Genomic DNA, 21,714 nt, shown 5'->3' on the forward strand with positions numbered 1-21,714 from the left:
GCAAGGAATAGGATGACTTTTGAAAACGTTATAAAAGGGGACATTATCATATGAATTATGAAAGATTTAAAGAAATAGTTCATGGCCGACGAAGTATACGGAAGTTTACAGAACAAGAAGTATCTGTTCAGGACATAGAGGAAATTATTGATTGTGCTCGCTATGCACCAAGTGATACAAACTCTCAAACATGGGAATTTATTGTGATTATGAATCGAGATAAAATTAAAGATATTGAGAATATGACATGGGAAGCATTACATAAATTGGCTGATCAAGCTACAAAGAACGGTCAAGAGAAAGCAGGAAAACTGCTCACGCGTTCCTTTGGACCATATGCAACGGCATTTTCTGATGCACCGGTGCTAATTATATGTTTAGCAACACCGTATGAATCTAAATTTCGCGAAAAAATATTTGATCCTATTTCGTTTGTTCCAGAGGCAGTATGGGAAGAAGAAGGAATGAAAAGCAGCTGCTTAGCAGCACAAAACTTAATGTTAGCAGCACATGCAAGAGGGCTAGGCACATGTCCGATGACAGGGCCGGTGCTGTTGGCGCAAAATGAATTACGAGAGTATTTACAAATAGAGCGAGAAAAACAAATGAATATGGTGATTGCATTAGGATATCCAAAAGATCATCCAAGGAAGCTCGCACGAAAAGAAGTAAAAGAGATTACAAAATTCATTTTTTAAGGATGATATGGTAAAACAGACATTGCTTTGATCAATGTCTGTTTTCTTTTTCTCATATGAATATTTCCTAAATAAAATGGGTTAAAATGAAATAGAAAGAGGAGGTTCCACAAATTTCTTGAAAAATGTAATATTGTTAAAAAAGAAAGTATGATATAGTAATCGCGAATAAACAAGTTTGTTCACGTAAGTGTTAAAAATGAATTTTAGAACATAAAACTATTTTTGTATAATAAACGAAAGGGACCAATAGACAGGGGGAATGGATTTTGAAAAAATTCATAATCGCTGGATTGTCTGCTTTATTGCTTATCGGATGTACTGCGCAAAATGAAATGAAAGAAGTGCAGTCTGTGAAAGAAGAACAAGTTGTAAATGCAAGTGATGAAAATTTAATTCCTTTTCCTAAAGGAGTAAGTCCGATGGGGGAAGGAGAAGTAAAAGTCATTACGCCAGATGGTACTTCGGAAAACGGAAATGTACCAACCGTGTTTGTGAAGAAAGATACTTTAATACAACAAGTTGAGGTAGAGCTCACTAATTTTCAAAGTGATAAAGAAACGTTTGTATTCGTAGATGATATATTTGCAGACAAATACCAAGTTACGAGTGTAACGCAGACAACAGTGGCATTAAAACAAACAACATTAGAGACTGGGCATCATACAGTTACAGCAGTACAATTTGAGAACAATGATCCAAAAGGAAACGTTGTAAGTTTCAAACAAGCGAATTTTGAAACGCAGCCAGCATCTTAACAAAATATATAAAAAAAGTACATTACTTACACAGGTAGTGTACTTTTTTTATATATAGAATGAAAGGGACATAATGATTAGAATCGTTATCATGTTTGTAGGTATTTTGTTTGAAAGTGTCGAATACAACATATGACGTCGTAAAAGCACGTTTTCTATTGTTTAGTATGAAACAAATCGAGATGCGAGCAAGTAGAACGTTTATGAAACAGTGTAGGGTTTAAAATTAGGTTTGAAAAAACAGTACAAAGACAGAGTGAAAATCTATTTGACAGTAGGAGTTGAAGGGATATGGGGAAAGAGGCTTTATTAATTGTAGATATGAGTAATGATTTTGTAGCGGATAATGGATCTTTAACTGCTGGTAAACCAGCGCAACAAATTGTACCGTATATTACAGAATTAGCAACTCGCTTTTTAGAAGAAGAGAATATTGTTGTTGTTACAATGGATGCGCACCAGCCTGATGATCCTCATTTTCAATTATGGACGCCCCATAATATTGTGAATACAGAAGGGCAACAATTATATGGTGAATTATATGAATGGTATCAAGAAAATAAAGGAAACGAAAATGTAATTTATGTCCCAAAAACAAATTATAATGCATTCTTTAAAACAGATTTGGCCGCTACTTTGAAAAACTTGGAAGTGAAAAAAGTGCATACTGTTGGAGTATGTACGGACATTTGTGACTTTTTGACAATAGCTGGAGCAGATGCAGAAGGATTTCAAACAGCAATACATAAGCGAGGCGTCGCAACATTTACTGACCTTGGTGAAGCCATGATCAATCACATGAAACTTTGTTTTCATACTGAAATCATTGAATAGAAAATGGGTGAAATCACAAGTTAAAACATAACTGGTGGAGAAGGTAATACATGTTATAGAGGATAATTGAAGTGAAAAATTCCGTTTCTGGCGGAATTTTTTTATTTTCTTCATTGACTTTCCTATCATTTGACACGCCCGCCCCTAAAAGTCAGTGGGATTCTTGCTACTAAAGGCGAAGTCCATTTCTGGTATCGCTGACGTGCAAGATTGCGGTGTGCCATCACCACTCTCACGACAGACCGTATAGGTTCGTGAGTACGGTACTACTATCATACCGTTGTGTTCATATGTTTTAGTGTCTTATTCTTGTCTATCATTCAAGATCCCACAAACGTGATTCTTTTTTAGTGAGATCTTGAATTTCACATACCGTATAATAAAGAAATAATGGAAAAAAGTACATAATCAAATAATCAAGCAAATAGTTTGACCTTTTTTGACTATTTGATATAATAAAGACAGAAAGAGTTAATCTTTCATTCATATCTTATAAGGAGGAATGAAATATGCGTGATTTATTTCCGGAATTAACAAATCGTAGAAATGGTGTTGCAGAATTTGGGCCTTCTTTATTTGAGATGATGACAGATGCTTTCTTTAAACCGATGAACATGAATACTTTTAAAGTAGATGTTCAAGAGGATTCTGATAAATATGTAGTGGAAGCAGATTTACCAGGATTTCAAAAAGAAAACATTCAAGTTGACTTTGAAAACGATATGTTAACAATTCAAGCGACTCAAAATCATGAAGTAGAAGAAAAAAATGAACATGGCACATATATTCGTAAAGAGCGCTCTACAGGTTCATTTATTCGTCGTTTTACATTTAACGGCGTAGAAAATGAAAATGTAAAAGCAAAATTTAAAGATGGTGTGTTAACAATCGAGTTACCAAAATCTAATCAAGTGAAACAAAATAGAAATATTATTGATATAGAATAAAGAAGCTGAGCAATTCAGCTTCTTTTTTTTGAAGTAGTATTTAGAAAATTCGTGATGTTATAATGCTATTGGGTGATAAAAATGGATGATACAGCAACAGAAAAGGAGACAATGCGTTTAAAAATTTTGAAGGAAATTGCATATGATATGAAAGGAAGCGATGAAACAGAATCGCTTGTCATTGTTAACAAAAAGAGAAAAAGAAGTTCTTTATGAAATTGCGAAAGGGAGAAGTAATAAAGAAATTGCAGTAGAGCTTCATATTACAGAGCAAACAGTGAAAACACATGTTTCAAATGTGCTTGCAAAGCTGGAAGTAGAAGATCGGACACAGGCAGCACTTTACGCTGTAAAACAAGAAATATGAAGAAATAGATAAAGATACCAAATAACGGTTTTTCTTCTTCGCATAATTAGGTACAATAAAACTCATATGGAAGGGGAAGATATAACATGCCTGGTACAAAAGTTGGTATAGGGAAAATTCAGGCTTCATTAAATGGCTTATCGCCAAAGCTTCGAAGTATAGCTGAACATATAATACAATATCCGCAAGATGTTGTACATAAATCAATTACGGAATTAGCGGAGATGACAAATAGTTCAGAAGCAACGATTTTTCGCTTATGTAAGCACCTTGGATTTCAAGGGTTTCAAGATTTGAAAATTACATTAGCACGTGAAATTGTACATACACCTATGCAAAATATTCACGAAGAAGTGTCTGCAGAAGATGATATGGTAACTGTTGCAAAAAAAGTCTTTCATTCGCATATTACAGGGTTACAAGATACTTTACATCTATTAAATGAGGAAGCGTTAGAAGAAGCAATACATATATTGCAGCTAGCAAAACGTATTGAATTTTATGGAAATGGTGGTTCAGGCATTATCGCAATGGATGCTTATCATAAATTTATGAGAACGGGTATCTCTTGCATTGCTCATACTGATTCGCACTTTCAAATTATGGGAGCTGGGTTGCTTACGACAGAAGCAGTTGTCATCGCAATTTCTCATTCTGGAAGCAACAAAGCATTGCTGGAAGCACTAGAAGTAGCGAAAACAAAAGGAGCACGCATCATTGCGATTACTAGCTATCAGAAATCTGCATTGAGTCAATTGGCGGATATCACGTTATATACGTCAACACGCGAAACGGAATTTCGGACGGAAGCAAGTTCATCACGATTAGCACAACTTAGTTTATTAGATACATTGTATGTAGGATTGTCAATGCAGCGTCAAGAAGAAACATTACAAAATTTGCAAAGTATACGCGAAACAATTTCAATGAAGCGAATATAAAGAGCAGTGTACTTGTATACATTGCTCTTTCTTATGTTTACTAATGAAAAAAATTTTCTTTTTAAATGTTGATTTAAGAAAAAATATTTTATATACTGTTTTATGTAAACGGTTACTAAATGATATTTTGCTAGAAATGAAGGGAAGATTTGTATGGAAACAAGGGGGAGAGTAATCGGGATTGATATCGGTACCACAAGTACAAAAGCGGTTGTTTTTACTGAAAAAGGGAAAGTAGTTGCAACACATGCAATTGATTATCCAATTATTCAGCCGCATTCGGGATGGGCTGAACAAGATCCTGATGTAATATGTTCCGCTGTATATAAAACTGTAAGCGTTGCCATTAAAAAAGGGAACGTGCTGCCGGCCGATATTTCTTCCATCGGGATTAGTACTGCGATGCATGCACTCATTGCGGTAGATAAAGAAGGAAGTCCATTAACAAAATCTATTATTTGGGCAGATAATCGGAGTATAAAGCAATCAGAAAAATTATTGCAGCATATGCATGGACATGAAATTTATCGTAGAACAGGTACACCTATTCATCCGATGTCTCCACTTTCAAAATTGTTGTGGATGAAAGAGGAAGAACCAGATTTATATGCGAGAGCTTATAAATTCATTTCTATAAAAGAGTATGTGATTTATCAATTATTTGCACAATATGTTGTTGACTATTCCATTGCATCAGCTACAGGTCTATTCAATCTAGAAACATTAGACTGGGACGGAGATGTATTACAAATGCTGGAGCTATCACCTGAACAGTTATCAACGCCTGTACCGACTACGTATATTTTGTCAGGAATGAATGTGAAGCTGGCTCAGAAGATGGGGATTTCTGAAAATACGCCAGTTGTTATTGGAGCAAGTGATGGTGTTCTTGCAAATGTCGGTGTTGGTGCGATATCTCCGGGAGAGGCAGCTATTACAATCGGAACGAGCGGTGCTGTTCGAACCATTTCACAAAACATCAATACCGATGAGAAAGGGAGAACGTTTTGTTACGCATTGACAGACAAACAGTGGGTAATTGGCGGTCCGACGAATAATGGAGGCATTTTATTAAGGTGGTTACGCGATGAATTTGGTAGTCCAGAACAGGAAGTCGCCAAGAAATTAGGTATTGACCCATACGATTTATTAATTCAATATGCCGAAAGTGTGCCAGCTGGAGCTGATGGGTTATTATTTTTACCATTTTTATCAGGAGAACGTTCTCCGTATTGGAATGCAAATGCAAGAGGTACGTTCTTCGGCATTCATCTGCAACATAAACGTGAACATTTTATTCGTGCTGTTATGGAAGGCGTCTGTATGAGTGTCTATTCTGTAGCACTTGCTATTCGAGATCAAACAGGACCGCTGTCTGAAATTCGTGTTTCAGGTGGTTTTGCAAAATCAGCATTTTGGCGACAAATGTTATCGGATATGATGGGCAAAGAGTTGCTTGTTCCGGAAAGTCATGAAGCATCTGCACTAGGAGCAGCCGCGTTATCTTTATATGCGATAGGAAAGATTGATTCACTAGAAGAGGTGAAAGATTGGATCCAAATTGTTCATCATCATGTACCAAATAAAGAAAATACGGCTTTATATTTAGAGATGTTCTATATGTATGAACGACTTTACAATCGTCTGAAAGAAGAGTTTGATTGTATAGCTGCTTTCCAACGTAAACAGTAGGGGGATTGGGAGAAATGGTAGTTGGGATTGTACTAGCGGCTGTTGTCATATTACTATTACTGATTACAGTAGCAAAATGGCATCCATTTGTCGCTTTAATTTTAACTGCAATCGGAGTTGGGCTCGCCATGGGGATGCCTTTGATTGCAACGTCGTCAAAAGAAATGGGGATCATTGATTCTATTAAATTAGGACTTGGTAATACGTTAGGTTTTTTAGCGATTGTTTTAGCTTTAGGAACAATGCTTGGGAAGATGATGGCTGAGTCTGGGGGTGCTGAAAGAATTGCAAATACCCTTATAGAACGTTTTGGAACAAAGCGCGTTCATTGGGCAATGATGGTTGTTGCATTTTTAGTCGGCATTCCAGTGTTTTTCCAAGTTGGATTTGTATTATTAATCCCGCTTGTATTTACAATTGCATTAGAAACAGGTGTTTCACTTATAACAATTGGTATTCCGCTTGTAGCAGGTCTATCTGTTGTACATGGGTTAGTACCACCACATCCAGCTGCGATGGCTGCAGTTGGTATTTTTAAAGCGGATGTAGGAAAAACGATATTATATGCGTTAATCATTGGAATTCCAACAGCAGTTATTTCAGGACCGATTTACGGTAAATGGATTGGTGCTCGTATACATAAAAACGTTCCAAAAGATGTAGCAGAGCAGCTGAATGAAAGGGATACGAAAAAAGAACTTCCTGGCTTTGGAAACACGTTATTTACTATTTTACTTCCGGTATTACTTATGCTTGGAGCATCAATAGCGGAAGTAGCATTAGAAAAAACAAGTCAATTGGCAAAGACATTGCATTTTATTGGAGATCCTGTCGTTGCGTTATTAATAGCAACGATGTATTCCTTCTTTAGCCTTGGTTATGCAAAGGGATTTTCAAAAGAGAAAGTATTACAATTTACAAATGATTGTTTAGGGCCGATTGCGAACATACTGTTAGTTATTGGAGCAGGCGGAGCATTCAATAAAGTGTTATTAGACTCAGGTATCGGCACTACAATTGCAGATATGGCGAAAGAATCGCATATTTCTCCAATACTATTAGGGTGGGGGATTGCTGCACTTATTCGAGTTGCAACAGGTTCTGCAACAGTCTCAATGATGACAGCAGCTGGAATTGTAGCACCGATTGCAGCGAGTATGCCAGGAGTGAATGTAGAATTATTAGCGCTTGCAACAGGAGCAGGATCACTCATTTTATCACATGTGAATGATTCTGGTTTTTGGATGATTAAAGAATACTTCGGAATGACGGTAAAGGAAACGCTATTCACATGGACAGCGATGGAAACCATTCTGTCAATTGTAGCACTTGGACTCATTTCGTTATTAAATCTTATAATATAGAATAGGAGTTAGATGAATATGAAACTAGGTTTAATCGGATTAGGAAAAATGGGTTTCCCATTAGCGGAACATTTACATGAAGATGGACACGACGTAGTCGTTTATGATGTGAATCAAGAGCTTGTAGAAAAAGCAGGACAGCTTGGAATTGCTGCTCGTCCTACATTAAAGAAACTAGTGGAAACACTGGAATCACCTCGCATCATTTGGGTAATGGTACCGGCTGGAGAAATTGTAGATTCAGTATTACATGAGCTTTATCCATTATTAGATAAAGGAGATATTGTTATTGAAGGTGGAAACTCTTTCTATAAAGATACGTTACGCCGTGCTGAAGAAGCAGACCGATTAGGACTCCATTATGTAGATATTGGAACATCAGGCGGTGTAGAAGGTGCGCGCTATGGGGCATGCTTAATGGTTGGTGGAAAAAAAGAAATCTTTGATCAATTGGAGCTTTTATTTAAAGATTTAGCAGTAGAAAATGGCTATTCTTATGTAGGGCGTGTTGGAAGTGGTCATTTCTTAAAAATGGTTCATAATGGTATTGAATATGGAATGATGCAAGCAATTGCTGAAGGGTTTGAAGTTTTAGAGAAAAGTGATTTTGATTATAACTATGAAGAGGTGGCAAAAGTATGGGCGAACGGATCCGTTATTCGTGGTTGGTTAATGGATTTAACAGAAAAAGCGTTTGCGGATGATCCTAAATTGGCTGGAATTAAAGGGGTAATGAATTCTTCAGGAGAAGGAAAATGGACAGTCGAAACAGCCCTTGAATTACAAGCAGCCGCTCCAGTCATTGCGATGTCATTATTTATGCGTTACCGTTCTCAAGAAGATGATACATTCCACGGAAAAGTTGTTTCAGCGCTTCGTAATCAATTTGGCGGACATGCTGTTGTAAAAAAATGATTCATTATTTTGGAGAAGAAACTTGTACAAATGTGCAAGTTTTTTTGTTTTACTCTTTGTAGACTGAACGTAAAAAATAGGGAAGAAGATAAAGAAAAACTTTAATTAGTGGGGGGCTTCATCAATCGGGCTGTTATGAGCAGTTCAGCTCTCATTTAAGTTAAGATGGAGTCAGTAGAATGAAAATCAGAATAAATAAAATAATGCTTTCATAAATAGTAAAAGAATACGTAAAGTAGGAGTGTTTATAATCCAAGTTATACATAGAGGGATTTATTTATAAAAAATGGAGGTGGTAAGGTGAAAAGTGGACAGCAGCAAGAAGAGAAAAAAATTTGTCTTTGTATGATTGTTAAAAATGAAGAGAAAATCATTGAGCGATGTTTAAATTCTGCAAAACCAGTTATTGATTTTGTATCGATTTGTGATACGGGGTCTACCGATCATACGCCTGAAATAATAGAACAATGGTGTAAGGACAATGAGATACCTGGGACCGTTCACCATGAACCGTTTCGAAATTTTGGCTATAATCGTACGCTGGCAGTAGCGTTAGCACAAAAAACATATCCGGAATCAGATTATTTATTAGTGCTTGATGCGGATATGGTTTTAGAAGAGACAGCGAATTTTGATAAAAGTAGTTTAACGAAAGATCATTATTTGACAATGCAGTACGATATTCATATTAAATATTGGCTTACTAGATTATTAAAAGCCTCTCTTTCTTGGAAATCTGTTGGGGTTACGCATGAATATTGGGATATAGATCGTTCAAAACTAGGGACGGATTATCAACAAGAAGTGGGAAGGTTAGATGGCCTTGTTGTAAATGATCAAGGAGATGGCGGAAGTAAGAGTGATAAATTTGAAAGAGATAAACGATTATTATTGGAGGGAATAAAAGATCCAGAAACGACACCAGACTTGAAAATTCGGTATTTATTTTATTTAGCTCAAACCTATTACCATTTAGGAGAATTTGAGGAAGCTATTAAATGGTACAAAAAAAGGGTTGAGGCTGGGGGATGGAGAGAAGAAGTATTTTATTCATTATTGCGAATTGGAGTTTGTTATGAGCAGTTAGCAATAAAACAAGAGCAATTAAGAAGTAAGGTTGGAAATAGTGTGCAGAAATTGGAAAGTTTCATTCAAAAAGAAGAAGAATTTCTTTCTCTGGCGGTTACGTATTTTCAAAATGCTTGGGAATATAGGCCAAGTAGGGCAGAATCATTATATCAGTTAGCCAGATTATATAGAGTGAGATCGAAAAATCATTTAAGTTTAATGTATGCATTACAAGGAAAAGAAATCCCGTTTCCAAAAGAAGATCTTCTATTTGTAGATTATCATGTGTATGATTATTTATTTGACTATGAAATTTCGATTTGTGCTTATTATATTGAAAGTAAGAAACATATTGGTAGAAAAGCACAAAAGTTTCTTGAATCGAAAATCGAAGAATTACCGATATACATCGCAAAGGTGGTTGAGAATAATAAAAAGTTTTATTAAAACATCTATGTGTGAAAGGGGAGGTGGAGGGATAATGGAATTAATAAGATGGGCTATTGATCTCGGTACATCTGTGTATGGAAATACGCATGAGGAGTTAATTCCGCTGTTGGATTATTACTACGATCACGATCATTTGAAAGCTTTCGTTGTTGCAAATCTTATTTTAGAAATGGATATACAGGAGGCGGATAGACCAAGTATAGAATTAAAAAGATGCGTGGCGGCATATTATGCTGGTTTATATAAAGTTGCAAAAAAATATGCGAATGAGATGGTAATGAAGTATCCGAATGTGGAGTTGTATGAAAAGAATGCAAAGGTAATTGAATCATTTTTTAATAAAGAATATGATTATTGTTTCTATATATGGCCGTACACATATGGGAGTTTTATAGACGTTGCACGTGCTTTAAAATGGCAATTAGAACAACAAGGACAAGAAGTAATTATATCAGAAACGTTATTGGACCAAGCAAAACAGACCGTTCTTTTTGGTGCTCATTTATTTGCTTATCGCCCCATCCCTATACCAAATCATGCAATTGTGTATAATTTAGAGCAGTTATATGATGAGAGTCCTTATGTGAATGCGGCATATCTTACAATATTAAAGGATAGAGAAGTATGGGATTATAGTCGTCAAAATATAGAATGGTTGAAACAGAAAGGATTAGGAAAAGAAATAAAACATGTGAAGATGAATTATGCCCCGACATTAGAAATAAAAAAAGGAGCATTTCCTCACGTGCTTTCAGAAGATATTGATGTTCTGTTTATTGGTGCTATGAATGAGCGACGTCAAGCGATTTTTGAACAGCTTCAAGAGCTTGCCCCGAACTTGAATATTGTTTTTCAAAGCAATGTATGGGGAATTCCTAGAAACGAACTGATGGCACGAGCAAAGATCATTTTAAATATTCATTTCCATTTAACTGGAATTCTTGAAACGCCACGAATTTCTCATGCTGTTGCGAATCAAAAGTTTATTATTTCTGAATCGAGTAATCCAGAAGACGAAAAAGAGTGGCCAGGAATCGTTTTTGCTCCTTATGAACAAATGGTAGAAATGATTATACAATACAGCAAGCTACCAGAGGAGCGGAGAAAGTTAGCAGAGAAGGCTTATTGGCATTTTAAAGCACAAAAGTCCTAATGATTTCATTTTAAAAAGAACTCATACGAAAGTATGAGTTCTTTTTATACTATTTTCTAAAACATTTTCACCATTTTTGTTGTGTTTTGTATATAATTTTCTGATAATATAGAATGAGAAGCTTAAATAAGGGGGAGAAAGAATTATGAAATTAGTCGTAATGAATGGAACGCCAAGAAAATTCGGTAGAACACGTGTAATTGCAAAATATATTGCAGAGCACTTTGAAGGGGAATTATATGATTTGGCGATCGAAGAATTGCCTTTATATAACGGGGAAGATTCACAGCGTGAACTAGAAGCCGTAACAAAATTGAAAAATTTAGTAAAATCAGCAGACGGTGTTGTACTTTGTACACCGGAATATCATAACGCAATGAGTGGCGCTTTAAAAAATGCGCTTGATTTTTTAAGCAGTAGTGAATTTATTCATAAACCAGTTGCTTTATTGGCGGTTGCAGGTGGAGGAAAAGGCGGAATGAACGCATTAAATAGTATGCGTATTGTCGCAAGAGGAGTGTACGCGAATACCATTCCAAAACAAGTTGTAGTAGACGGTTTACATGTACAAGATGGTGAACTTGGAGAAGAGGCAAAACCGCTTATCCATGATCTTATTAAAGAATTAAAAGCATATATGGACGTTTATAAAGAGGTGAAAAAGCAATTAGGAGTTGATTGATATGAATTCTCTTTATTATGAGTCTCGATTGTATTATGTTTTAGGAGCCAATAGCAGATAAGCTATTGGTTCTGAGATTGTTATGATAACGATCCTATGGTTTTTGATCAAGGAAAGCGGTGGCGATGTTATCTTTGGATATGTATCTATTGTAGCGACTCTTATTATGTTTTTATTGTCACCACTTATTGATTGGCCAAAGCATTGATCGTTTTTCAAGAAAGTCATTATTACTAAGGATTCCATTTAAAAAGCAAATGCTTGAAGGGGTTCATGTTATGAAAGGGCGCCAAAAACTTTTTTGGTTTTTACTTGCCATCTATATGCCATTTATCGGAGTGATGATGACAAATTATTTAATTCCAATATACATTTCAGATGTATTAAAAGTAAATGCATCTGTATATACAATAAAGAGGATGATATATGGGATTGGTGCTGTACTTGCTGGAATCAGCATTCCCTTTTTAATGAAATATGTGAAGACAGAAATATCTATCGTAATTACGATGTGTATATATGTAATTTCAATTACCGGAATGATTGTAGAATCTTCAGTTGTTATGTTATATGGGCTTTCTATTTTCATGCAATTGGAAATGCGAGAACAAGGATTGTACGCAATGTGTTAATGATGGAGAAAATTCCAAATGAAGTAATGGGACGTGTAGATAGTTTATTGCGGCTCATTATATTATTAACGAGTTTTACTTTTGGTGTGTCAAAAGTAGGGGGCATGCTTCCATTTTATACGCTTAGCATTTTGTTAATTTGTGCAATGGGGATTGCCCTCCGCTACGTTTTGTTAAAATATAAAGAAAAAAACATTGGAGCTTCCAATAAATCCATTGTATGAGAAAAGGAAAAGTACAGAATATAAAAGGGAATATAAAAAGGGGGGATTCAAATGGGAAAAACGAAAGCACTAGGATCAGCAAAACATAAAGGGAATCAAACACAATCTCATACGTCTTCTCAAAAAGCACGTAATCCTCAAAATGCGGGGCAACGTAGCCATTAAAAAGACTTCTACCTCCCTTTCTTTTTCTATATAATAGAAAGAAAGGGAGTGTAGATATAGTAATGAATAAATGGATTGTCTGTCTTCTATTTCTTTTACCAATATTATATATACTATATATTACGTATCAGATGCGCAAAGTTGCTCAAAAAGAGGTGAGTAATGAAATTCCTTATATATTAATATTAGGTGCAAAATTATTTGGAGATAAGCCATCACAATCTCTTCAAAATCGCTTAGATGTAGCTTTAAAATATTTAAATGAAAATCCTAAGACAAAGGCTATCGTATCTGGAGGACAAGGAGAAGATGAAGATATTCCAGAAGCGCATAGTATGCGAAATTATTTAGTAGCACACGGTATCAATGCCAATCGTATTTTGATAGAAGACCGTTCGACAAGTACGTATGAAAATTTAAAGTTTAGTAAAGATTTATTTCATATTACACACGCTATTATTGTAAGTAATACCTATCATTTATATCGTACAAAAATTATTGCGAAACGTTTAGGAATCAAAATGGAAGCATTAGCTGCTTCGACTCCTGCACGTTCTAAGAATAAAGCTTATATAAGAGAGTACATAGCGATTATAAAGACGCTATTATTTGATCATTAGAGTGAAAGAACAAGTATATCTTGAAAAAAGTAAGTTGGAATGAATCACCAGAATCGCGAAATGAATGTGAGGTAGAGAAAGTGTAAAAAAGATGGTGAAACAATTAAAAAATAAAGTGAAACTTTAATCAACGGGGTTTTTTCATCCTCCACCAATTGGGCTGCTACTGCCCTAAAATAATGAGATAAAAGCTTATTCGTTAAATTTTTACAAAAAATATACAATTTTAGCTTTAAAAAACGGCCGTTCATGAGAAATGAACGGTTTTTTTATGCATACTTATACATTTTTTCAAAAAAGTATTCCCTTTTTACTCATTTTCTTTTAGAATAAGTAATGTTTTCCTGAAAAAATATAAAAGAAACTTCTATTAGAGAAAAAGGTGACTTTAATAGTTGACGGATAAACATAACACCGAGAATGACAAACGGGGTGATACCGATAGAAAAGAAATTAGGATTTTTCTCATTAATTGCATTAGTAGTTGGAACAATGGTTGGAGGTGGCGTATTTAGCCTCCCACATGACTTAGCAGCTGGGGCAAATAGTGGTGCTACACTAATTGGTTGGTGTATTACAGCATTAGGAATGATTCCACTTGCGCTTGCATATCAAACATTAGCAAGGCAAAAACCAGAGCTTGAGGGCGGAATTTATAGTTATGCACGCGCAGGGTTTGGTGAATACATTGGTTTTAATAGTGCGTGGGGATATTGGCTTGCTGGGATTTTAGGAAATGTAGCAACGATTATGTTATTGTTTAGCACGCTTGGATATTTCTTTCCCATTTTTAAAGGTGGAAATAATGTAGCTTCGATTATTGGCGCCTCTCTTTTATTATGGACACTTCACTTTTTGATTTTAATTGGAATTCGTGAAGCGTCAATTATGAATGTAATTGCTACAATTGGAAAGCTAGTTCCAATCTTATTATTTATCGTCGTAATGGTTACAGCATTTCGCTGGGAGACATTTACTCATGATTTTTGGGGAGAAGGGACTGTTTCCATCTCTTCTGTACTTGGACAAGTGAAAAACACAATGCTCGTGACGCTTTGGGTATTTATTGGGGTAGAAGGAGCCGTTGTGTTATCTGGAAGAGCAAAGAATAGTCGTGATGTTGGAAAAGCGACAGTTTTTGGACTTATTTTAGTCATGGCAATTTACATTTTAATTTCCGTCCTTTCAATGGGGGCTATGTCAAGACAAGAATTATCTCTTTTAGACACGCCTTCAATGGGACATGTATTAGAACATGTAGTTGGCTCTTGGGGAGCAGTTGCTATTAATATCGGTTTAGTTGCATCACTTGTGGGGACTTTAATTGGATGGTTTCTACTTGTTTCTGAAATTTCTCATGTGGCCGGAAAAGATGGTGTTTTTCCGAAAGTATTTACAAAAACAAATAAAAAACAAACACCGCATATTGCATTATGGATTTCAAATGGTGTTGCACAAACGTTATTTATCATTGTGCTTTTCTCAGAATCAACATATCAAATGATGTATTTTATTGCTTCGACATCTATTTTATTACCGTATTTATTATCGGCATTGTATCAGCTAAAATTAGTTATTACAAAGGAAATAAAACAAGCGAGAATAAAAAATGGAGTATTAGCTTTCATTGCATTTATTTATTCCATCTGGTTAATTTATGCAGCTGGGCTAAAGAATTTGTTACTAGTTTCCATTGTTTATGGTATTGGTCTTGTTGTTTATATGTTTGCTCGAAAAGAAAAAGGAAATCGCTATTTTTCAAACGGTGAGAGATATGTTATGGTTGTCATTGTCATTGCAACTATTGCATCGCTTTATTTGCTATTTACAGGAAATATACAAGTGTAAAAAGTCCTCTTGTAGGACTTTTTTGTTTTAGATACAAGGAATTTGCAATTTTTCACAGAATATTTCATATATAAGAATAAGATGCTTAGGAGGGATGAATATGGAAGAAAAAAAACAGTTGGTAAGGATTATAGAGTTGACCAATGATTTAAGAAAAGTTTTAGTACAAGAATCGTTTTTTAACCATCATCCCGAATTGCGTGGAGTGATTGAAAATTTAGCAGGATCTGTAGAAACGTTAGCAAATTTGCATCATAAAAAGGATGAAAATGCTGAAGATAGACTACGGTATGTCTTAGCGAAATTAAAGATTGCTCACAATGCGATTTTGCAAGAGAAACAAACATTTTCTTCGCACTAATATCAATTTTTCTCTTAAAACCTGACGGATAACGTCAGGTTTTTTGTTTCTAGTTTTATAAAATAATACATACAATAAGAATAGTATGGGAAAAAGAGGGTGAGTGTATTGAAATTACATAAAGCTCTTCATCCAAGTTTTATAAAACGGATGTATCATATGAGGTTTCTTGGGAAATTTGTAAAAGGCATAGAAGAAAAAGAGACATTTTCAATCCAATGTTTGTCACCAATTCCTTCGGTTTTGCAATCCCAGTTTGGAGAGGAACCATACGTATTTGAAGGTATATGTAGTAATAAGAAGAATGAGAAAGTGTTCGCTGATTTGAAAAAGAGAAAGTTAGAAAAACAGTTGGTGTTATTTCGACTTTATTATGAAAGAGGAAACATATATGTAGAATTAATATGCACAGAACAGAAAGAATTGGTGGATGCATATAAAATTATTCCTTCACCAAGACTAACTGGATATAGAAAAAGAGAATTTTTTGAGAGAAAGCTTGGGAATGGCTATCTATCTTTTCTCATGCCTAAGTTTCCACAGGATTTTGATACACCGGATTTATTATGGCATGAAGGGCGTTTATATGGAAATTTATCATTAAAGCCGTCGGTTAGTTCTATTGCCTATTGTGAACAAAGAAAGGAATGTAAATATATTGAGATTGATGACTGGAAGAAATATGTGGAATTAGAAGTTGATGATCATTTGTATTTTGTAAATGCAAATATATACGAGCAACTCGTAAAACGCGTTGCGGAAGAGGGGAAGCCAATTGAAGTGATAGATATTAGAAATCAAAAAGAAGAGCAGGAATGGGACGAACGAGAAACCTCTTTTCTACAGTATGTACAGAAAATAGTATGTGATAAAGGGTTATATATTGATGTAACGGATATCTTTAATTTTCACATTAGTGTAAAAACGAATATGTTAACCATTCTTGGTGGTATACCAGGGATTGGGAAATCTCGTTTTGTGCAGGCGTATGCAGAAGCATTAGGATTGCAATATGGTGAAGAATTAATATGGATTCCTATATCTCCGACTTATCAAGAGCCACATGATTTACTTGGTTATCTTCATCCAAATGGAGCATTTATTGAAAGTGAGACACAGCTTGTTCGAACATTATTAAAAGCAAAAGAAAATCCGAATCAGCTATATATGATTGTATTTGATGAAATGAATATGTCGCATATTGAGCATTGGTTTACCCCATTTTTATCGATTCTCCAATTAGAAAAAAAGAATCGTATTCTTACTTTATATGAAGAAGGGGCTAGGGGAGAAAATCAAGTCCCAGCGAAAATTGAAATTGGAGAAAATATTATTTTTGTTGGCACGATAAATTTTGATGAAACAACGAAAGAATTATCCGACCGTTTATTAGATCGAGTCAATCTTATTACATTGCAAAAAATTCCATTTTGTGAAATGAGCATGAGACAGGAAAAGAATATACAATTTCCTTCTCTGGCAGTAACCGCTAGGGAGTTTCGCATAAATTGGGTAAGAAATAAAGCGATGGTTGAAGTTTTTTCAGAGGAGGAATTGGAGTTGCTAGATAAGTTGCATGATATATTGTCCTCTTACGATGCATCAAAAGGTATTTCTTTTCGATGCGCTGCGGCTATTGCCTCATATTTGCAAAATATTCCCATGCACAATAACCAGTCTTATATGATTAGCAGGGAAGAAGGCTTTGACTTGCAAATTAAGCAGCGCGTATTAACAAAATTGCGTGGAACCGAGATGACAGTTGGTGCTCTTCTTTCTGAAGAGGAAAAAAAGGGAGCGATGCTAATCCCATTATTACAATCTCCTCTTGCAAATTGTGTCTCAACATTTGAACATTCCTTAGCGTATTTAAGACAAAAGCGACGCGAATTGGAGTTGTATGGTTATGCAAAATAAAGAACACAATGAGACTGAAATTGTCGACACGATAGAAATGTTGCCTTTTGTACTGAAACTAATTGTAGGATCGGAAGCGAAGGGAGAGACTATCGTTTTAAATCGTCTCTGCACTTCGGCATTCTCTCTCTCGCAGTGTATTTATAAAGTGCAGGAGTTAAAACCATTACGGCTATCTTTACATTATGAGAAAGCAGTTCATGTTACATTTATATGGAATAAAGTGTATGAAGGACAAAAGAATATACAAGAATCACAATATGAACTACATGAAAAAAGATCAAAAATATTAATATATGAACATGGAAAAACAGATTTTTTTTATCCGTGGCGCTGCGGCTTATACCACTTTGAAGTAAGAGTGGGAGGGGAGATATACTACGGAGCGTTTCAAATTGTTCCAAAAAATTTTGAAGATGATCAATTTGAAATGATTCAAAGTTATGTAAAGTCGATTTTGAACGAATTAATTTTAGATCGAGGTTATTATAAAAAAACATTTTCAGCATTAAGTGATATTGAAGATTCTTCTTATTTAATGTTACTGCGAATGTTGCCGAAGAAGATGAAAAAAATAAAACAAATTTATAAAAAGATCGAAATGAATACGAAGTACGTCAATACGTACAATTGGGAGACGCGAGAACGAAAATCGACGCGGAAAAGTGTAATCATAAGCGAAAAAAAAATGCACGGAAAGTACTATAATCGCAAGTTTATAGAGCAGAAAAATAGTTTAGAAAATGCTTTTCTTAAATTTAAAACGAGGCAGTTTTATTCTTATTTAGTAGAAGCTCAGCGTTTTTTACAAAAGACAGTTAAACTACTAGAGGAAACAAAGGAGACAAAAAAGGAAGAATATCAAGCTGTTAAAACCATTATGCAAACAATTGATCGAAACGGCTCTGTGACGGATCGAGAAAAGAAAAAATATAAAAATATACATTTGTTGAAAGAAGCGGATTTACGCAAGAGTTCAGTGAAAATACAAGAATATAAAATTTTGAATCGTATTGTTTATGAAAGTGCACAGTACTTTCATCATTTGTTACATTCCCCGTTTTGGAAGGACATTTCTGAAAAAACGAATATTACACTTTATTCTATCTCTATACCACACCGACAACTTATGTATCATTTAGAGTTGTTACCCCATTATAGACAGCAATCTCCAGCCTTATTATTCGTGTATAAACCAACATTTTTAGTCTACGAATATTATGCATTCTTTATTGTTATTTCTATACTACAAGAAATGGGATTTCATGATAAAGTACCGATGCGAGAACAGATACAGAAATATTTTTATTTGGATGGATTACAAGATGGTACGACAATTGTACTACATCGTGATGAGTTTCGAATCCATGTGGCATTTAATGATTTAATTGAAACTCATCCACTTATTGCATTAAGTAAAGGAAGCCATTTTTATAATGGAGAAGATACGAAAAAACCGGATATTCGGCTAGATTGTTATGTAAAGCAGGAAGAATGGTATGAATATCAATCATCTATTATTATTGAAGTAAAGTATAGTCCAATGTATAACATTTTTCAGCCTGTTGGTAATACAAAAGCGACAGAGCAAATGTATAAATATTGGTCTATTAAATATGTAGATGAAAAAGAGGGAAAACGTATTTTTAAAAGAAAGGCGATTTACGAAGTAATTTGTGTCTATCCGGGAAGTCATATGCACGGCAAAAAAATTGAATCAGGTTGTGGTGTATTTCTGCAGTTATACCCATATAAAACGAAGCAAGGAAAAGAGAAGTTAGCTGGAAAATATGGACTCATGCAAATTTTTGAGGAATGGTTAAAAAGTATAAAAACATAAAAATCTTTACTACTCGAGAGCGTTAAAAAATAACCACCTACTATGTATGTATTTAGGTGGTTATTTTTCGGTATTTTTGATAAAAATGAACGGGGAATAGGAATTCCATTTTGTTTAACGAATACTATAAGTAATAAATATTTTTAGTTGCATACGAAGATTCGGTCTTATATTATATAATGTAAGCGTTATCAAGAAGTGAGATAGCGATAAGAAAGGTGGGGAAATATGTTCCAGCGTGTTCAAACGAAGGAAGAGCATTTTTGGTTCGAGCAATTGTGGGGAGATTTTTGTGAGGAACGAAATTTAATGTTTGTAGAACGAAATTTAAATCCATCACGGTTTTTATTAATAGAAAATCAGCATTATATTGGTACTGTTGAATGTATTCAATATACCTCACCAGAACAATCTAATTCTGAGTTTTTTTATCCGTTTTCTAAAAATAAATTGATAAAAAACTTAAACAATGTATATGAAATTGGAAAGTTAAGCATCGCAAAAACATCTCGAGGTCGAGGGCATTTCAAAAGATTAGCAGCGATTTTGTTTATACATGCTTTAGAAATGAAGGCAGAATGGTATATTGCAGTTGTAACAAAACGAATGTATATGTATTTGCTTACACTTGGTTTCCCAATTGAACCAATAGATACCCCATTTGATTTTCATGATATGTTACAAGGGGTTCCAGTCCGCATTCATGCTCGAAAAGGTATTACACACTTATATTCCTTGAAGGAGTTTCGCGATATCATTCAAGGAAATGCTCACGCACAAACGCTTATTAAAAGATACAGTAAAAATATTATGTTAACAAATTGATTTGTCACAAATTTTTATATAATATTGTGATTCACATCACATCCTTCTTATTTCATTTACATTACGCTTTATTTGTAAGAGTTGATTAAGAAGGGATGAGATTTTATGTTTTGTTACCAGTGTGAGCAAACTCCAACAGGTGGATGTAAAATGATAGGTGTTTGTGGGAAAAACGAAACAATTGCAAGTTTGCAAGATACGATTGTCTTTGGATTAAAAGGTATTGCAGCATATCGTACTCATGCAGCTCAACTCGGTTATACAGATTCATTTGTAGATGCAGTGACACATGAAGCGTTATATATGACTTTAACAAATTCAAACTTTAATGAACAAGAACATTTGGAAATGGCAATGAAGGTAGGAAAAGCAGCTTTACGAGTAATGGAACTATTAGATGAGGCACATATTAATCATTTCGGGATTCCAAAGCCTGTTCACATTACACAAAATCGCGTGGAAGGAAAGGCAATTGTTGTGACAGGACATAATCTATTTGCTTTAGAAGAACTGCTTAAGCAAACAGAAGGAAGAGGAATTAACGTGTATACACATTCGGAAATGCTTCCTGCTCATGGATATCCTCAGCTTAAAAAATATAAACATTTAAAAGGGAATATCGGTAAGTCATGGTTTGATCAGCGACGTCTATTTGAAAAGTTTACAGGAGCCATTTTAGCAACGACAAATTGCGTTATGCCGATTAAGGGTACGTACGCAGATCGCTTCTTTTCTTATGATCTAGCTGGGCTAGAAGGGGTAAGAAAAATTGAAAACGATAATTTTGAACCATTAATCCAAAAAGCATTAGAGCTTCCGGCAGTACATATGAAATCTGACGAACAATTAGTAACTGGTTTTCACCATCATACTGTTTTATCATTGGCACCAGAAATTATTGAAGCAGTAAAGATGGGGAAAATAAAACGTTTTTTCGTAGTTGCTGGATGTGATGCTCCTGGCAAGAGTGGTGAATATTATCGAGAGTTGGCTATGTCATTGCCAAAAGAAACCGTTATTTTCACAACTTCTTGTGGGAAATTCCGCTTTAACGACATAGATTATGGAGTTGTGCCAAGAACGAAAATTCCACGTTATATTGATTTAGGACAATGTAATAATTCCATTTCAACGATAAAAATTGCAGCTGCATTAGCAGAGGCTTTCCAATGTGACGTCAACGAATTACCAGTGAGTATTATATTATCATGGTTTGAACAGAAAGCTGTTGCCATTTTACTCGGTCTATTTAGCCTTGGCATACAAGATATTCGAATTGGACCAAAAGTGCCTGAATTTATTTCACCTGGTGTTTTACAAGTGCTACAAGAGAAATTCGGATTGAAAACGATTATGACTGCTGCTGAAGATATGGAGACGATATTATCATAGTAAAATGAAAGGATGCCTAAA

Annotated in this window: 18 protein-coding genes and 2 pseudogenes; all 20 read left to right on the forward strand. The window is 34.9% G+C overall.

Annotated elements, in window-relative coordinates; all coding sequences use genetic code 11:
• Window positions 1–50: 50 nt before the first annotated feature.
• The 20 genes and pseudogenes from MR056_RS02100 (at window position 51) to hcp (ending at window position 21,693) form a co-directional block, all read left to right on the forward strand.
• Window positions 51–698 carry a nitroreductase family protein gene (locus MR056_RS02100; RefSeq protein ID WP_087098597.1) on the forward strand — a complete coding sequence of 216 codons (648 nt, stop codon included), beginning with the start codon at window positions 51–53 and terminating at the stop codon, window positions 696–698.
• Window positions 699–967: 269 nt separating this feature from the next.
• A complete protein-coding gene (locus MR056_RS02105) occupies window positions 968–1,456 on the forward strand; it encodes a hypothetical protein (RefSeq protein ID WP_012094143.1) in 489 nt (162 codons plus the stop codon).
• Window positions 1,457–1,747: 291 nt separating this feature from the next.
• On the forward strand, window positions 1,748–2,290 hold the full coding sequence (locus MR056_RS02110) for a cysteine hydrolase family protein (protein WP_087098599.1): 543 nt from the start codon (window positions 1,748–1,750) through the stop codon (window positions 2,288–2,290).
• 509 nt (window positions 2,291–2,799) lie between these two features.
• Window positions 2,800–3,237, forward strand: a complete 438-nt coding sequence (locus MR056_RS02115) for an Hsp20/alpha crystallin family protein (protein WP_012094145.1) — start codon at window positions 2,800–2,802, stop codon at window positions 3,235–3,237.
• A 166-nt stretch (window positions 3,238–3,403) separates the two neighbouring features.
• Window positions 3,404–3,604: pseudogene (locus MR056_RS02120) on the forward strand (response regulator transcription factor); the annotation flags it as partial.
• Window positions 3,605–3,690: 86 nt separating this feature from the next.
• Window positions 3,691–4,545, forward strand: coding sequence for a MurR/RpiR family transcriptional regulator (locus MR056_RS02125; protein WP_087098601.1), 855 nt, complete (start codon window positions 3,691–3,693; stop codon window positions 4,543–4,545).
• Between the two features lie 153 nt (window positions 4,546–4,698).
• Window positions 4,699–6,237: a gluconokinase gene (gene gntK / locus MR056_RS02130; RefSeq protein ID WP_012094147.1), complete on the forward strand. Its 1,539-nt coding sequence runs from the start codon at window positions 4,699–4,701 to the stop codon at window positions 6,235–6,237.
• 14 nt (window positions 6,238–6,251) lie between these two features.
• Window positions 6,252–7,601: a GntP family permease gene (locus MR056_RS02135; protein WP_012094148.1), complete on the forward strand. Its 1,350-nt coding sequence runs from the start codon at window positions 6,252–6,254 to the stop codon at window positions 7,599–7,601.
• Window positions 7,602–7,619: 18 nt separating this feature from the next.
• Complete coding sequence (gene gnd, locus MR056_RS02140) at window positions 7,620–8,516, forward strand: phosphogluconate dehydrogenase (NAD(+)-dependent, decarboxylating) (protein WP_087098603.1); 897 nt, start codon at window positions 7,620–7,622, stop codon at window positions 8,514–8,516.
• A 345-nt stretch (window positions 8,517–8,861) separates the two neighbouring features.
• Complete coding sequence (locus tag MR056_RS02145) at window positions 8,862–10,031, forward strand: tetratricopeptide repeat-containing glycosyltransferase (RefSeq protein WP_087094984.1); 1,170 nt, start codon at window positions 8,862–8,864, stop codon at window positions 10,029–10,031.
• 34 nt (window positions 10,032–10,065) lie between these two features.
• Window positions 10,066–11,187 (forward strand): CgeB family protein, encoded by a 1,122-nt coding sequence (locus MR056_RS02150; protein WP_012094153.1) that lies wholly within the window; start codon window positions 10,066–10,068, stop codon window positions 11,185–11,187.
• 145 nt (window positions 11,188–11,332) lie between these two features.
• Window positions 11,333–11,869, forward strand: a complete 537-nt coding sequence (locus MR056_RS02155) for an NADPH-dependent FMN reductase (protein ID WP_012094154.1) — start codon at window positions 11,333–11,335, stop codon at window positions 11,867–11,869.
• An 82-nt stretch (window positions 11,870–11,951) separates the two neighbouring features.
• Window positions 11,952–12,725 (forward strand): annotated as a pseudogene (locus MR056_RS02160) (MFS transporter).
• Window positions 12,726–12,952: 227 nt separating this feature from the next.
• Window positions 12,953–13,510 (forward strand): YdcF family protein, encoded by a 558-nt coding sequence (locus MR056_RS02165; protein WP_012094155.1) that lies wholly within the window; start codon window positions 12,953–12,955, stop codon window positions 13,508–13,510.
• A 420-nt stretch (window positions 13,511–13,930) separates the two neighbouring features.
• The gene (arcD, locus tag MR056_RS02170) at window positions 13,931–15,358 is read left to right on the forward strand and encodes an arginine-ornithine antiporter (RefSeq protein ID WP_087098605.1); all 1,428 of its coding nucleotides are present in this window, start codon (window positions 13,931–13,933) and stop codon (window positions 15,356–15,358) included.
• Between the two features lie 100 nt (window positions 15,359–15,458).
• Complete coding sequence (locus MR056_RS02175; protein WP_087098607.1) at window positions 15,459–15,719, forward strand: LemA domain protein; 261 nt, start codon at window positions 15,459–15,461, stop codon at window positions 15,717–15,719.
• Between the two features lie 108 nt (window positions 15,720–15,827).
• A complete protein-coding gene (locus tag MR056_RS02180) occupies window positions 15,828–17,636 on the forward strand; it encodes an AAA family ATPase (RefSeq protein WP_087098609.1) in 1,809 nt (602 codons plus the stop codon).
• Window positions 17,626–19,476, forward strand: a complete 1,851-nt coding sequence (locus MR056_RS02185) for a hypothetical protein (protein ID WP_041809679.1) — start codon at window positions 17,626–17,628, stop codon at window positions 19,474–19,476. Before MR056_RS02180 ends, MR056_RS02185 begins: the two co-directional genes overlap by 11 nt.
• A 228-nt stretch (window positions 19,477–19,704) precedes the next feature.
• Window positions 19,705–20,301 (forward strand): hypothetical protein, encoded by a 597-nt coding sequence (locus tag MR056_RS02190; RefSeq protein ID WP_087098611.1) that lies wholly within the window; start codon window positions 19,705–19,707, stop codon window positions 20,299–20,301.
• A 105-nt stretch (window positions 20,302–20,406) separates the two neighbouring features.
• Entirely contained in the window at window positions 20,407–21,693 is a 1,287-nt protein-coding gene (gene hcp / locus MR056_RS02195; protein WP_087098613.1) for a hydroxylamine reductase, read from the forward strand.
• Window positions 21,694–21,714: the final 21 nt, after the last annotated feature.

It is taken from the genome of Bacillus cereus group sp. BfR-BA-01360 (assembly GCF_022663595.1).
Taxonomy (GTDB): Bacteria; Bacillota; Bacilli; order Bacillales; family Bacillaceae_G; genus Bacillus_A; species Bacillus_A cytotoxicus.

What these genes read in the sequence shown, in the direction of transcription:
- MR056_RS02125 (WP_087098601.1), top strand. Translation starts at nt 3,691, where the DNA reads ATGCCTGGTACAAAAGTTGGTATAGGGAAAATTCAGGCTTCATTAAAT.
- MR056_RS02150 (WP_012094153.1), top strand. Translation starts at nt 10,066, where the DNA reads ATGGAATTAATAAGATGGGCTATTGATCTCGGTACATCTGTGTATGGA.
- MR056_RS02115 (WP_012094145.1), top strand. Translation starts at nt 2,800, where the DNA reads ATGCGTGATTTATTTCCGGAATTAACAAATCGTAGAAATGGTGTTGCA.
- MR056_RS02100 (WP_087098597.1), top strand. Translation starts at nt 51, where the DNA reads ATGAATTATGAAAGATTTAAAGAAATAGTTCATGGCCGACGAAGTATA.
- MR056_RS02185 (WP_041809679.1), top strand. Translation starts at nt 17,626, where the DNA reads ATGCAAAATAAAGAACACAATGAGACTGAAATTGTCGACACGATAGAA.
- arcD (WP_087098605.1), top strand. Translation starts at nt 13,931, where the DNA reads ATGACAAACGGGGTGATACCGATAGAAAAGAAATTAGGATTTTTCTCA.
- MR056_RS02165 (WP_012094155.1), top strand. Translation starts at nt 12,953, where the DNA reads ATGAATAAATGGATTGTCTGTCTTCTATTTCTTTTACCAATATTATAT.
- gnd (WP_087098603.1), top strand. Translation starts at nt 7,620, where the DNA reads ATGAAACTAGGTTTAATCGGATTAGGAAAAATGGGTTTCCCATTAGCG.
- MR056_RS02155 (WP_012094154.1), top strand. Translation starts at nt 11,333, where the DNA reads ATGAAATTAGTCGTAATGAATGGAACGCCAAGAAAATTCGGTAGAACA.
- MR056_RS02145 (WP_087094984.1), top strand. Translation starts at nt 8,862, where the DNA reads ATGATTGTTAAAAATGAAGAGAAAATCATTGAGCGATGTTTAAATTCT.
- MR056_RS02190 (WP_087098611.1), top strand. Translation starts at nt 19,705, where the DNA reads ATGTTCCAGCGTGTTCAAACGAAGGAAGAGCATTTTTGGTTCGAGCAA.
- MR056_RS02135 (WP_012094148.1), top strand. Translation starts at nt 6,252, where the DNA reads ATGGTAGTTGGGATTGTACTAGCGGCTGTTGTCATATTACTATTACTG.
- hcp (WP_087098613.1), top strand. Translation starts at nt 20,407, where the DNA reads ATGTTTTGTTACCAGTGTGAGCAAACTCCAACAGGTGGATGTAAAATG.
- MR056_RS02175 (WP_087098607.1), top strand. Translation starts at nt 15,459, where the DNA reads ATGGAAGAAAAAAAACAGTTGGTAAGGATTATAGAGTTGACCAATGAT.
- MR056_RS02110 (WP_087098599.1), top strand. Translation starts at nt 1,748, where the DNA reads ATGGGGAAAGAGGCTTTATTAATTGTAGATATGAGTAATGATTTTGTA.
- gntK (WP_012094147.1), top strand. Translation starts at nt 4,699, where the DNA reads ATGGAAACAAGGGGGAGAGTAATCGGGATTGATATCGGTACCACAAGT.